The 14119-nt window shown below is 62.5% G+C and carries 3 protein-coding genes; all 3 read left to right on the top strand.

What is annotated here, in order from left to right; genetic code table 11:
• Positions 1–94: 94 nt before the first annotated feature.
• The 3 genes from FFS27_RS02130 to FFS27_RS02120 are packed head-to-tail and all read left to right on the top strand — an operon-like array spanning position 95 to position 14099.
• Complete coding sequence (locus FFS27_RS02130; RefSeq protein WP_034019854.1) at positions 95–1177, top strand: Fic family protein; 1083 nt, start codon at positions 95–97, stop codon at positions 1175–1177.
• Between the two features lie 11 nt (positions 1178–1188).
• Positions 1189–9207 (top strand): DEAD/DEAH box helicase, encoded by an 8019-nt coding sequence (locus FFS27_RS02125; RefSeq protein ID WP_137951923.1) that lies wholly within the window; start codon positions 1189–1191, stop codon positions 9205–9207.
• Positions 9204–14099 (top strand): Eco57I restriction-modification methylase domain-containing protein, encoded by a 4896-nt coding sequence (locus FFS27_RS02120; RefSeq protein WP_058133421.1) that lies wholly within the window; start codon positions 9204–9206, stop codon positions 14097–14099. The genes FFS27_RS02125 and FFS27_RS02120 overlap by 4 nt, the downstream gene beginning before the upstream one ends.
• Positions 14100–14119: the final 20 nt, after the last annotated feature.

The raw sequence follows: 14119 nt of genomic DNA, 5'->3' as shown, positions 1-14119 counted from the left end.
GTCCAAGGGGGGGGGGGCAATGAGGTATTTTCGAGACAAATACCCCATTTAACGTATATGATTGTCCCATTTGACAGCCCGGACTTACATTTCCATGCACTCGCTTACCCCCGAGTACCTCGCCGCGCTTCGCTTCGATGGCATTCAGGCGGCTACGCTGCGGTCACTGGGTGAGTACCAAGGCAAGCAACAGCTATACGCTGCGCAGTCGCCTGAAGCTCTCAAGGGTCTACGCCAGATCGCGGTGGTTGAATCCACCGAGTCCTCTAACCGGCTGGAAGGTGTTGTCGTCGCGCCCTCGCGGTTGAAGTCCCTGGTCAACCGCAACGCAACGCCAAAGAGTCGCTCGGAACAGGAGATTGCTGGCTACCGCGACGCCTTGGCGCTGCTCCACGAGTCCGCCACAGACATGCCCTTCACCGAAGGCGTGGTGCTGCAACTGCATACCATGCTTTACCGCTACATGCCTCAAGCGGGTGGGCGCTGGAAAGCAACCAACAACGACATCATCGAACGGCATCCCGACGGTACGTCGCGGCTGCGCTTCCAGCCGATCGCTGCGCACCTGACGCCGATGGTCATGGCCGATCTGACCCGGTACTACGCGACCGCATTGGATCAGCACCTGGCCGACCCCTTGGTACTGGTGCCGCTGGCGATGCTCGACTTCCTGTGCATCCACCCTTTCCCAGACGGTAACGGCCGCATGTCCCGCTTGCTGACCCTGTTGCTGCTCTATCACTTCGACTATGCCGTGGGCCGCTACATCAGTCTGGAACGCATCTTCGAGGACACCAAGGAAGGCTATTACGAGACGCTGGAAGCCAGCTCGCAGGGCTGGCATCAGGGGCAGCACGATGTCAAACCCTGGCTCGATTACTTCTGGGGTGCTTTGCTACGGGCTTACCGCGAATTCGAGGAGCGTGTCGGCACCATCGAGCGTGGCCGCGGCAGCAAAGGTGACCGGGTGCGCGCAGAAGTGCTGGGGCGCAGTCTGCCGTTTTCGATTTCCGAAATCGAAGAAGCCTGCCCAGGCGTTAGCCGGGACATGGTGCGGCTGGTGTTACGGGCGATGAAATCGGAAGGGTTGATCGAATCAACGGGCAAGGGACGGGGGGCGAAATGGAAGCGCATTACGGCAGCCGGCCCTGATAGCACGATCAACGAAGATCAATAGAGGACGAGACGATGGATGTTTTCTCACTCAGAAGCCAGTTGATCGAGGACTATAGCCAGTTCGCGAGTTCTTTCACTTCCATTCGGGCGGAAGATATCCGCTCGGGCGTTCATGCGGCCTATGACGGCGGCCGTTACTGGCCGGAGCCGTTGATACAGATCAATCCGCGCTATCGCCAGGGGCGTTCGACACAACAGCTTGCCGCCACGAACGAATTGCTGGCGGCAACGGCCGCCCTATTTCCCATTGACCTCTACACCCACCAGGAACAGGCGATCGCGTTCTCCGCCCGAGGCGAGAGTTACGTAGTGACCACGGGAACCGGCTCGGGCAAATCGTTGTGCTTCTTCATCCCGATCGTAGATGCGGTGCTGCGCGCCAAGGCCCACGACAGCATGCCCAGAACGCGCGCCATCGTGATCTACCCAATGAACGCTCTGGCCAACAGTCAGCGCGAAGAGCTGATCAAGTTCGTAGGCAACGATGGGCCGGTAACCTTCGCGCGCTATACCGGCCAGGAAAGCAAGGAGGAGCGGGATCGGATTCGGGATAACCCGCCGGACATTCTGCTGACCAACTTCATGATGTTGGAAATGCTCATGACTCGGCAGAACGAGACCGACAGCCGGGTGATCGCCAACTGCGCCGGCCTGCAGTTTCTGGTGCTGGATGAATTGCATACCTATCGCGGACGGCAAGGCGCCGACGTGGCCATGTTGGTGAGGCGCGTTCGAGAACGGCTGGCACCGGAGTACCTGCAGTGCATCGGCACGTCCGCCACGATGGCTTCGGGCGGCAGTCAGGAAGATCGCAACCAAAAAGTCGCTTCCGTTGCCTCCACGTTGTTTGCAACCCAGATATCACCCTTCAATGTCGTCACCGAAGATCTGGAACGGGCTACAGAGCCATCCGAGACTGCCGACTCGGTCAGATCGCAACTGGGCGCCGCCATCGACGCGGGCGTTTCCACGCATGCCGATGATGCCACGTTGCGACAACATCCTTTGGCGATCTGGGTGGAAACACGCCTTGGCATCACGCGCGAACAGGGAGGGAAATGGGTTCGTGCTAATCCCCTGACCTTTGCCAAGGCCACCGAGCGCCTGGCCGAAGAGTCGGGAAGGGATGAAGTGATTGCGGGTGCCATGCTGCGCGCCATGTTGCTGCTGGCAGCCCAACCCGAAAAGAGTCGTCGTCCCGATGGGCACGGCAGCGAAAAAGCCTTCTTCGCCTTTCGTCTCCACCAGTTCATCAGCGGTGCTGGCGTCGTGTTCACGACCCTCGATGCTCCGGGGACACGCCCCGTTGAGTTGGAGGGACAGCAGTTCCTGCCCGGAGATGAGCAAAAACGGTTGTACTCCACGCACTTCTGCCGGGATTGTGGGCAGGAGTACCACCCGGTCAGGATGCGTCGGGACGATGCCGGTTGGGAGGTGCTAGCCCGCGACATTGACGACATGCCAAAAATGCGGGACGACGACACGGACGCCTCCGAAGTCGAAGAGGATGCCATTGGCGAACGGCTGGGCTTCCTGCTGCCCCTGAACGCCAACGATCCCATCGAATTTACCGGCAAGGTAGAGGACTATCCGGAGTCCTGGATCGAGATCACGCGACATGGTGAGGTGAGGTTCAAGCGCACCCATCAGCGCCTGGAGGCGGAACAACTCTCGATTCAAGGCAATGGCAGGGTTGGGCGAGGCCAGGAGGCCTGGTTCTTGCCCGGCAAGTTTCGTTACTGCTTGCGTTGCCGCACGGTGCATGGCGCCCAGGGCAAGGACAGCAATCGTCTTTCGGCGCTGTCTGCGGAAGGGCGAAGCTCGGCGACGACGCTGCTGACCACCAGTGCGCTGCGCTGGATGCACGGTCAGCCATCCATTGGCTCGGACAAGCGAAAACTGCTTGGCTTCACCGACAACCGCCAGGATGCAGCGCTCCAGGCGGGCCATTTCAATGATTTCACCTTCGTCAGTCTGTTGCGCGGCGCGATCTATCGGGCGTTGGTACAAGCCGGCACGGCGGGTTTGGGCGACAGTGGACTGGGTGCGGCAGTGCGCGCGGCCTTGGGCTTCGATCAGCCACTGAGCACGACGGAAACCCCGGAAGAAAGCCACCGGGGGGAGTGGATGCAGGAACCGCAATCGGTCGGTCGGAACCTGGCCGATGCGGAGGAGGCCTTGCGCTTCGTGCTCGCGTACCGCGCCTGGTTCGATCAGCGTCGTGGTTGGCGCTACACCAATCCGAACCTGGAAGAACTGGGGTTGCTGGAGGCGGACTACTCCGGCCTGCAGGCATTTTGCAATGAGGCGGTGCGTTTCGACAAAGCGCCTGACCTGCTGCGAAACGCGACGCCACTGGCGCGTGAAAAAGCCTTCCGTTGCCTCTTCGACTACATGCGCAAAGGGCTGGCGGTGGATGCCGCCGCCCTCGATCCCAACCTGTTGCAGCAGCGTAAGGACGAAGCCTTGCGCTTGCTGCGCAACCCATGGGGCATCGGCCGGGAAGAGCGCCTGCTCGGTTGGCGCTGGCTGTTCCTTCAGCCTCCCAATGCGAATGCATTGCGCGGCAAGGATGAAGAACTGGTGCTGCGCGGCGGACTGCAGACGGCCCTGGGAAAGAGCCTGCGTAGCTCGACTATATGGGAGCAGCCGGCGGCGGCCAACCTGCGACGTGCCGACTATCAGGCCTTGCTGAACGCCATGATCCGCGCCGCACAAGAGGGCGGATTCATTCGCAGGGATGAACACACTCTGTTCAACGTACCGGGCTTTCGGCTCAATGCCGGCCGGGTGCGATTCCATCTGGGCAATGCATCCGGCACCCGGCCGAACGCGTTCTTCAAACAGCAATACCAAGCGATCGCCGCGATGCTTGGGCAACGGGATCGTTTCCTGTTCGGGCTGGAGGCACGCGAACATACCGCTCAGGTCGATGGTGAACTGCGTGCGCTGCGCGAAAGCCGCTTTCGCTTCGGCAACAGCGAGCGGGAAGCATTGACCGACGGCGAACTGCACGATATTGCCCACAAGCAGGGCGAGCCCACGCGCTTCCTGCCCCTGATGTTCTGCTCACCGACCATGGAACTGGGCGTGGATATCTCGGCGCTGAATGCCGTGTACCTGCGGAACGTGCCACCCACGCCCGCCAACTATGTACAGCGCGCCGGCCGTGCCGGTCGCAGTGGTCAGGCGGCGCTGGTGGTGACCTACTGCGCCGCGCGCAGCCCGCATGACCAGTATTTCTTCCGTGACCCCACCGCCATGGTGCATGGCGTGGTCAAGGCGCCGCTGCTGGATCTGGCCAACCAGGATCTGATCCAGAGCCATCTACAGGCTGTCTGGCTGGCCGCCAGCCGCAAGGAGCTCGACAGCTCGATTTCCAACATCGTCGATCCCGGCGTACCGCAACTGCCCGTGCGAGCGCACATCGTCGAAGCCTTGGGTCAGGAGGGGGTGACGGCCGAAGCGACCCGGCAAGCCATCAACGTGCTGCACATGGTGGAGGAACACCTGACGCCCGAACGCGCTCCGTGGTTCACCGATTGCCAGGCCTATGCCCAGGCGGCCATTGCATCGGCACCGGAGGCCTTCCATCGTGCGTTCAATCGCTGGCGGGATCTATTCACGTCGGCGGAGCGGCAAAAGCGCCTGGCCAACGAAACCTTGAACAACTACGCCATCACCGATAAGCGCGAGCGCGACGATGCCAAGCGCCGTTGGCGGCAGGCCTCCGATCAGATCGAGCTGCTCCTGCACGGCCGCGACTCCTTCTCCAGCGATTTTTACACCTACCGCTATTTGGCCACCGAGGGCTTCCTCCCAGGCTACAACTTCCCGCGGCTGCCGCTGATGGCCTACGTACCCGGTCGTGCCGATGTGCGGGGTGGCAATACCTTCCTGCAGCGCCCGCGCTTTCTGGCGCTTTCCGAGTTCGGACCGCGCAGCCTGGTGTATCACGAAGGCCGCGCCTACAGGGTGGTTCGCGCTCGCATTGCCTTGTCATCTGATGATCCCGGCAGTGCCGGTGGCACGCTTAGCACCCAGTCGGTACGCATCTGCTCGAACTGCGGCGCCGCGCACTTCGAGTCCCATTGGAACGACTGCCACGCCTGCGACCAATCGCTGTTGGATGCGCTGAAGATCAACAGCCTGTATCGCATCGACAACGTCGATACTGAGCCCACCGAGCGCATTACCGCCAACGACGAGGAGCGCCAGCGCCAGGCCTTCGAGCTTCAGACCACCTTCCGCTGGGCGATCCGCAATCGCCGCATCGACGTGCGCACCGTGTTGGCCAGAGACAGCGAAGGCGAGATATGTACCCTGCGCTACGGTGCCGGTGCCACCATTACCCGCATCAACAAGGGGTTGCGCCGGCGTCGGCAACCGAATGACTTCGGCTTCTTCATCAACTCCCGGACGGGGTGGTGGGAAGGAGAGGAGCGTCGTTCGGCCAACACCGCCAACGAAGGGGATCGCCTGCCACCGCAACGCGTTGTTCCCTATGTCCAGGATCACAAGAACGCCCTGCTGCTGCAACCTTGCGGCGCCTGGGATGAACAGACCTTCGTCACCCTGCAGCATGCGCTCAAGCGTGGCATTGAAGCAGCCTTCCAGCTCGAAGAGGCTGAGTTGCTGGCCGAGGCCTTGCCCGATCTCCACCACCGCAATGGCGTGCTGTTCTATGAAGCGACCGAAGGCGGCGCAGGCGTGCTTACCCGGCTGGTCAACGATCCATTGGCGCTGCAACAGGCGGCGCGCTACGCGTTGCGCATCATGCACTACGACGTACCGGTCGACGGTGGACAATGGCCGACGTTCGAGAGCCGCCAGGAACAGCCGGACACTCGCTGCGTCGCGGGGTGCTACCGTTGCCTGTTGTCCTATTACAACCAGCCCGATCACGAACTGATCGATCGCCGCGACGCAGAAGCGGTTCACATTCTCTGGCGCCTGGCACAGGTCGAATCCATGGCCCAGCAGCAAGAGGCCGAACCTTTACTGCCCCTCGAACCGGAAGCCTCGTCAGGCTGGGCAGGCCAGTGGCGACAGGCGGCGGCTACGCACCTGCCGGATGGTCAGCCCCCGGCAAGCGTGGATATCGAAGGTCTGACCTTGTTGCACTGGCCCGACCACTACGCCGCCATCGCCCTGCCCGATACCCCGCGCGACTTGCAGGCTGCCTGGGAAGATCGCGGCTATACCTTTATCCGTTTCCCTGCCGACACCGACGCCTGGCCGATGCTGTTCCAGCGCCTGGGTTCGCTGATCCATGCGCGCGGGCGCGAATGGATCGTGCAGCCAGGCAGCGTTCCTCCGTTGTTACGTTTGCGGCCCTTGTCCGGCACCGAAGAAGAGGGCGCACTGATCCACATCGATCTGGAACCTGGCATCGAATCCGCTCACTTCCCACCACCCGATCCCTCGCTGGAGGGCAGTCAGGGCGAAGCCATCCTGCTCTCCGATGCGCTGCGCATGGCGCTGCGTCGCGGTGCCGGCCCTTTCCGCAGCTTCGGCAACATCGCGGTGGAGCCGCGTACCTATCAACTGGTGCCGCTGTTGATGGCGTTGCGTCTTGATCCGGTGCGCCTGTTGATCGCCGACGACGTGGGGATCGGTAAGACCATCGAAGCCGCCCTGATCGCACGCGAACTGCAGGATCGCGGCGAGATCCAGCGTATGGCCATCTTGTGTCCGCCGCACCTTGTCGAACAGTGGGTGCGCGAACTCAACGACCGCTTTCACCTGCACGCGATTGCTGTCACCGCGACCAGTGCGGCCCGATTGGAGCGAGGCATCCCGGTCGGTGAATCGTTGTTTCAGGTGCATCCGGTCACCGTCGTCAGCCTCGACTACATCAAGTCCGAGCGCCATCGTCACGACTTCATCCGCGCCTGCCCGGAATTCGTCATCGTCGACGAAGCCCACACCTGCGTCAGCGCGGGCCAGGGCCGGCAGCTGCGCTTCGAGCTGCTGCGTGCGTTGGCAGCCAACGAAGCACGCCACCTGGTTCTGCTCACCGCCACTCCTCACAGCGGCGACCAGGACACGTTCTACAGCTTGCTGGGGCTGTTGAAGCCGGAGTTCGCTGCGCTGGCGACAGCCAGCGGCGATACCAAGGAACGGCTGCGCGATCAGTTGGCATTGCATTTCGTGCAGCGGCGCCGACCCGACATCGACGAATGGCAGGACGGCAGCATCTTCCCCCAGCGCGAAACGGCCGAGCTGACCTATCGCCTTGGTGGCCTGTGGGAAAACTTCTTTCAGGACGTGCTCGACTACTGCCGTGAAGTGGTGCAACGCGCCGGTGGGGACGAGCGGAGTCAGCGCCTCAGCTTCTGGGGCACGCTGGCGCTGATGCGCTGCGTCGCCAGCAGCCCGGCGGCGGCCGTACAGGCCCTGCGCACCCGCCTGCTGGCCGAGCAGGTGGAACAGGCGCCTGAAGAGATCCTCGGCCCGTTGTTCGATGGCACGGAAGATGCCCTGAGCGAAGACGATTTGGTGCCAGCTGCTGACATCGGCGATCCTGCCCTGCTCGACCTGTTGAACAAGGCCGAGACGCTGGCCGGCGAAGAGAGCGATCCCAAACTGCGCCTGCTCTGCAGCCATCTCAAACAGCTTATCGACGATGGCTTCAATCCCGTGGTGTTCTGCCGCTACATCGCCACCGCCCGCTACCTGCATGACCATCTGGCGGGCAGATTCCGAGGCGTCACCGTGGACGTGGTGACGGGTGAATTTCCGGCCGCAGAGCGGGAGCGCCGTGTCGATGCCCTGGGCGAAGCCGAGCGTCGCCTGCTGATCGCTACCGACTGCCTGTCCGAAGGCATCAACCTGCAGGAAAACCTCGATGCCGTGGTTCATTACGACCTGTCCTGGAACCCCACGCGTCATGAGCAGCGCGAAGGTCGGGTAGATCGCTTCGGTCAGACCAGCCCCAAGGTGCGCGCCACCCTGATCTATGGCGCCAATAACCCGGTGGACGGTGCCGTGCTGCAGGTCATTTTGCGCAAGGCGGAAAAGATCCGCCAGGAACTGGGCGTGCCGGTGCCACTGCCCGACGACGACCATACCCTTACTCAGGCGCTGATGAAGGCCGTGATGCTGCGCAGCGAGCGCGCAGGCGGCCCACAACGCTCCTTTGATTTCGATCAATACCCAGAAAGCCGGGCACTCGACGTTCGCTGGACCGACCTGGCCGAAAAAGCCAAGAAGAACCGCACCGTCTTTGCCCAGCGCCGCTTGCGGCCTGCTGACGTACTGCCGGAGTGGGAGCGCATGCGTGCCGTGCTTGGTAGCAGCGATGACGTCAAGCGTTTTGCCACCCAAGCCATGGCGCGCCTGGGGGCAGGATTGTCGCTGCGCGCCCGCGGAGCTACCGCGCCCATCAGCGCCTTGCCTGCAGCATTGCGCGAGCGGCTTGCAGCCGAAGGCGTGGACGGCGATTTGCGCATCGACTTCAACCAGCCCCCGGCGTCGCGCTGCCGCTTCATCCACCGTAGCCATCCGCTGATCGCCACCCTGGCCGACGAACTGCTGGAGCGTTCCTTGATGGCGGCAACCCATGACGGCCAGCAACTGGCCACGCTGGGCCGGATCGGCGTCTGGCGCAGCCCGGCGGTGCAGAGTGTCACCTCGGTGCTGTTGCTGCGCCTGCGGCACCAGATCAGCACCACCCGGGAGGGCTGCAACCAGACCTTGCTGGTCGAAGAAGCCTTGCCCGTGGCCTGGCAGGGTCGTACCGATCCGGTCGAGATCCAGGGCGATCAATTGCTCGCCTGGCTGGAGGCGCCAGCCCAAGGCAACCTGCCGGACGTGGTGCGTCAGCGCGAAATGCACAACCTGCTGGAGACGTTGCAGCAGCGCCAGGAGCAACTGGAACACCTCGCCGATGCCCAGGCCGAAAGACTGCTGGCAGATCACCGGCGCGTGCGCGAAGCCGCCGATGCCCGGGGCCGCTATGAAGTACGCGCGCTCAAGCCGGTGGACGTCATTGCCGCCTATGTCCTGATGCCTGGAGGTGCTGCATGAGCCGTCGCAAGGATGCCGTGCTGCAGTTCGATGCGATCGCCATCGAAGGTGGACTGCTGCCGGCGGAGTGGCTGGCCAAGGTGGCCGCCCTGCAGGCTCCGCACCAGGCCCCAACGGACTATGGGGTGCCCAAGGGCCTGAATCTGCGCGACGAACTGGGGCGCTACTGGCGTATTGCCGAAGCGCACTGGAACGATTTCGCCGCCACCCGCGCGGGTGCAAGCGATGCCCAGGCATTGACACAACGCTTCGTCACTCAGCTGCTGCGCGAAGTGTTCGGCGTTACCGATATCGTTGCCGGCGTCGAGCCGCAAATCCTGGATGAGCGCAGCTATCCACTCACGGCCACCGCTTGCGATGGCCGGTTGCCGCTGGTGGTTGCTCCCTGCGACCAGCGTCTGGAGGAGCGTGATCGCCACTTGGGCGATGGCGGGCGCCAGCGCAGCGCCTTCGGGCTGTTGCAGGACTATCTCAATGCGGCCGACACCACCTTGTGGGGCATCGCGAGCAATGGCCTGTCGCTGCGGGTGGCGCGCGACAATGCCAGCCTGACTCGCCCGGCCTGGATCGAAGCCGATCTGGAGCGCATCTTTACTGAGCAGCGCTTCGCCGACTTCTCACTGTTGTGGCTGCTGGTCCACGCCAGCCGCTTCGGCCAAGGCCAGCAACTGCCACAACAATGCGCACTGGAAGCCTGGTACGCCGCCAGCCGCGAGCAGGGCACCCGTGCCCGTGAAAAACTGCGCATCGGTGTGGAGGATGCGCTCAAGACCCTGGGCCAAGGCTTCCTGTCCGAAGCCGGCAATGGCGCCTTGCGTCAGCGCCTGGCGAGCGGCGAACTCACGCCCGACGATTACTTCCAGCAACTACTGCGTCTGGTCTACCGGCTCATCTTCCTGCTGACCATCGAGGAGCGTGGTCTGCTGCACCCGGATCACGCCGACCCTGAAGCCATTCGTCTGTATCAGGACGGCTACAGCCTGCGTCGTCTGCGTGAACGCACCCGCCGCCGCCGCACCTGGGATCGCCATACCGACCTCTGGCAGGGACTCAAACCGGTGTTTGCAGGGCTGGCCAGCGGGCAGCCGCTGTTGGCGCTGCCGGCGCTGGGTGGCCTGTTCGCGACCGATCAATGCCCTGATTTGGATCACGCAGACCTGGGCAACAATACCCTGCTGGCCGCGACTCACCGGCTGGCCTGGATACCTGACGGCGGCAGCCTCACCCGCATCAACTGGCGTGACATGGGGCCGGAAGAGCTGGGCAGCGTCTATGAAAGCCTGTTGGAACTGGTGCCCCAGGTCGCTCAGGATGGCCGCGTGTTCCGCTTTGCCAATGCCGAGCAAAGCCAGGGCAATGCCCGCAAGACCAGCGGCAGTTACTACACGCCCGATCCCCTGGTACAGGAGCTGCTGAATTCCGCGCTGGAACCGGTCATTCGCCAGCGCATAGCGGGTGCCAGCGACCCGCAGGCCGCACTGCTGTCGATCACCGTTTGTGACCCGGCCTGCGGTAGCGGCCACTTCCTGCTTGCCGCCGCCAGGCGACTGGCCAATCACCTGGCGCAGTTGCGCGCCCAGGGCACGCCAAGCGGCGACGACTACCGTCAGGCGCTGCGCGACGTCATCGGCCACTGTATCTACGGTGTGGATCTGAACCCGCTGGCGCTGGAACTGGCGCGCATGTCCCTGTGGTTGGAAGCCATGACGCCCGACAAGCCCCTGGGCTTTCTCGATCACCATCTGCAATGCGGTGATGCCCTGTTGGGCGTACTCGATCCCGCCATCCTCGACCGAGGTCTGCCGGATGCCGCCTTCACTCCCCTGAGCGGCGACGACAAGACCCTGGTCACCGCCCTGAAGAAACAGAACAAGCGGGAACGGGAGAGCTGGCAGCGCGCTCTGCAAAGCGGCGACCTGTTCCGCGAGGAGCAACTGGCCGCCCGCACTGGCGCGCTGGAACAACTGACCGATGACGATCTGGGCCAGGTAGCCGCCAAGCAGGCTCGCTGGCAGCAGGCCCGCGCGGCCGCCCGGCAGAGCCGCTTGGCACGGCTGGCCGACCTCTACTTGGGCGCTTTCCTGCTGCCTAAGGCAGCGGGTCAGCTACTGCCCAGTTCCCGCCACTTGTGGGCGGTGGCCCACAACGAAGCCGAGCCTACCCTCGACGAAGCGGAAACTGCTGCCCGCCATGCCTGCGCTCAAGCTCGGGTGCTGCACTGGTGGCTGGCCTTTCCTCATATCGCTGAGCAAGGCGGTTTCAGCGTGATGCTGGGCAATCCGCCGTGGGAGGTATCGCAGCTGGGTGAAGAGGAGTTCTTTGCAGCCAGAGCCCCCGAAATCGCATCACTGTCGGGTGAGCATAGAAAGCGTGCCATCGCGGCTCTGGAACAAGAACATCCCCGTTTGTGGCAGGACTATCAGGAGGAAAAGCGCCGCTTTGATGCGAGCAATCTTTTCTACCGCGCCAGCAGTCGCTACCCGCTGACAGCGGTTGGCAAAATCAATACCTATCGATTGTTTGCCGAGGCTTTTCTGCAAGGTACGGTGTCACACGGCAACGCAGGAATTATCGTGCCAACGGGTATTGCCACTGACGATACGGCCAAGGATTTTTTTGGCCATGTGGCAGGTTCGGGCAGGCTGGTCAACCTGTTTGACTTCGAGAACAGTGAAGGGGTCTTCCCCGGTGTGCATCGCAGCTACAAGTTCTGCCTGCTGACCTTGGGCCAAGCAGAGATCGCGCGTTTCGTGTGCTTCGCCACTCAGGTCAGCCACTTGGCCGATACCCGCCGCCACTTCACCCTGACACCGCAGGAATTTGCGCTGATCAACCCCAATACTCGCACCTGCCCGGTCTTCCGCAGCCAACGCGACGCAGAGTTGACCAAAAAGCTCTATCGCCAGGCACCGGTACTGATTCGCGAGGCGGTCAAGAATGCAGCAGGAGAAATCATCGAACCAGAAGCGAACCCTTGGGGACTTCGTTTCTCGCAGGGACTCTTCAACATGACCAGTGACAGCGCGCTGTTCATTGCTCCAGAGCCTCCGCTATTGCCCTTGTACGAAGCTAAGCTGATCCACCAATTCAATCACCGATGGGCGACGTTCATCCCGACTGCCGGCACCGCCTCCGCAGACTGGCCAAGCCGGGACAGCACCGGGGAAGAATATGTCGACCCCGCGTATACGCCGATAACACGCTATTGCGTAAACCAGAAGGAAGTGCTGGCGCAGATTGCCCGGGTGCCTCGCGCGATCAGCAAGGCTTGGTTGGCCGGCTACCAAGCCAATTCCCCAGACGCACGACGCAACGCGATGGATGCCTTGTGGCTGGCACTGGCCCAGTGGATTGCCGGCGAGCTCTTTCGCCGTGACGCAGGTAACGCCGCACCTGACGGCAGCTATAGCGACGCGCGGAAACTGAATGCTACACCGCGTGTGGAACGTTCCTTGGCGAGTGATTACCCCGCCTGCGCCGCTGCTCTGCGTGATAACAGAATCACTGGCAAAAAGGCCATCACCGAGTTCGCCAAATGGGCTCAGCAGGACAGAGACCACTCCCTGTCCGACGACAAACTCGCCATCTTGCAACGCTTCGCCGCACAAACTGCCAGTGAAGCCCGTGACAGTGCCCTGTACACCGAACTCGATGAGTGGATGGACCACCGCAGTCCACGCTGGCTGATGGGTTGGCGGGATATTTGCCGTACCACGGACGAACGTACCGTTATCGCGTCGGTGATCCCGAGAGCTGGGGTAGGGCACACCATGCCATTGTGGCTATCGCACGAATCACCCAGAAAACAAGCGGCCTTGCTTGGATGTTTGAATTCGCTCGTCCTCGATTACGTTGCGCGGCAAAAAGTTGGGGGAACACATCTCACCTATGGCTACATCAAGCAGCTTCCTGTGTTGCCTCCCGATAGCTATACCGAAACCGATCTGGCCTTTATCGTCCCGCGGGTACTGGAACTGACCTATACCGCCCACGACCTGGCCGACTGGGCTGCCGACCTTGGCTATACCGATCCACCTTTCCCTTGGCGCCCCGAACGCCGTGCCCATCTGCGTGCCGAACTCGATGCCTGCTACGCCAGACTCTACGGCCTGACCGAGGAAGAACTGCGTTACATTCTCGATCCGGCCGACGTGGCCGGCGAAGACTATCCCAGCGAGACTTTCCGTGTGCTCCGAAACAATGAGCTGCGGGATTTCGGGGCTTACAGGGAGACGTCAGCCGCACTCCTTCGATTGGCCAGTGTCGATGGTGAAACCCGTCGCGATCACGCGCAGTACCGCACCCAGCATCTGGTGTTGGAAGCCTTCAAGCGAGGTTTCCAGGTAGAAGACGCATTGCCTGCTCATGCTGAAGCTAAGGCTCAGCAGGTCGTCGATCGAGCATCCCTGCCTGATGGAATCTGGGCACGACCACAACAGGATGAAGGTGCGGAGACAGGGGTGGCCCTGGCCGCCTTGCTCAAGGTTGCCGAGACCCCATGGCCAGTGCGCCATGTACGCCTCGCCGCCGTCCTGGCGCTTGAGCCAAGGCTGATGACGCCTTTGCTGGATGCGCAGGATGCTCTGGATTGGCAACGCCTGGTAGGCGAAGAAGCCAGGCCGCTCTCCGGGGCGGTATTGAGTTTCATACCGCGTGCAAATCAGGCTTGGAGCAGGGCTGTGCGCTTTCTGCGAAGCAGTGGTTGCCTGATTGAAGATCGGGGGGCGGGGACTTGGGCCAAAGGTGCCGAACTGGATGTGCCTGCTGCCGAGTGGGCTGAAGGGCGCGCCCAGATGATTCTTGTTTTCCTGCAAGCGCGAGGGCAGGACTTCGATCGTGTTATTCGCGAATTGCCTGACGAGATAGGGGGATGGATTGAAGCCACAGCCTGACATGTTCCAGCAACCGCTAT

The sequence above is a fragment of the Pseudomonas sp. 2VD genome (assembly GCF_005503585.1).
GTDB classification, from domain to species: domain Bacteria; phylum Pseudomonadota; class Gammaproteobacteria; order Pseudomonadales; family Pseudomonadaceae; genus Pseudomonas; species Pseudomonas aeruginosa.
The sequence above is the reverse complement of the archived record's forward strand: the minus strand, read 5'-3'. Positions and strand labels throughout refer to the sequence as shown.

Excerpts from the sequence above, each read along its gene's own strand:
- FFS27_RS02130 (WP_034019854.1), top strand. The coding sequence starts at position 95 with ATGCACTCGCTTACCCCCGAGTACCTCGCCGCGCTTCGCTTCGATGGC.
- FFS27_RS02125 (WP_137951923.1), top strand. The coding sequence starts at position 1,189 with ATGGATGTTTTCTCACTCAGAAGCCAGTTGATCGAGGACTATAGCCAG.
- FFS27_RS02120 (WP_058133421.1), top strand. The coding sequence starts at position 9,204 with ATGAGCCGTCGCAAGGATGCCGTGCTGCAGTTCGATGCGATCGCCATC.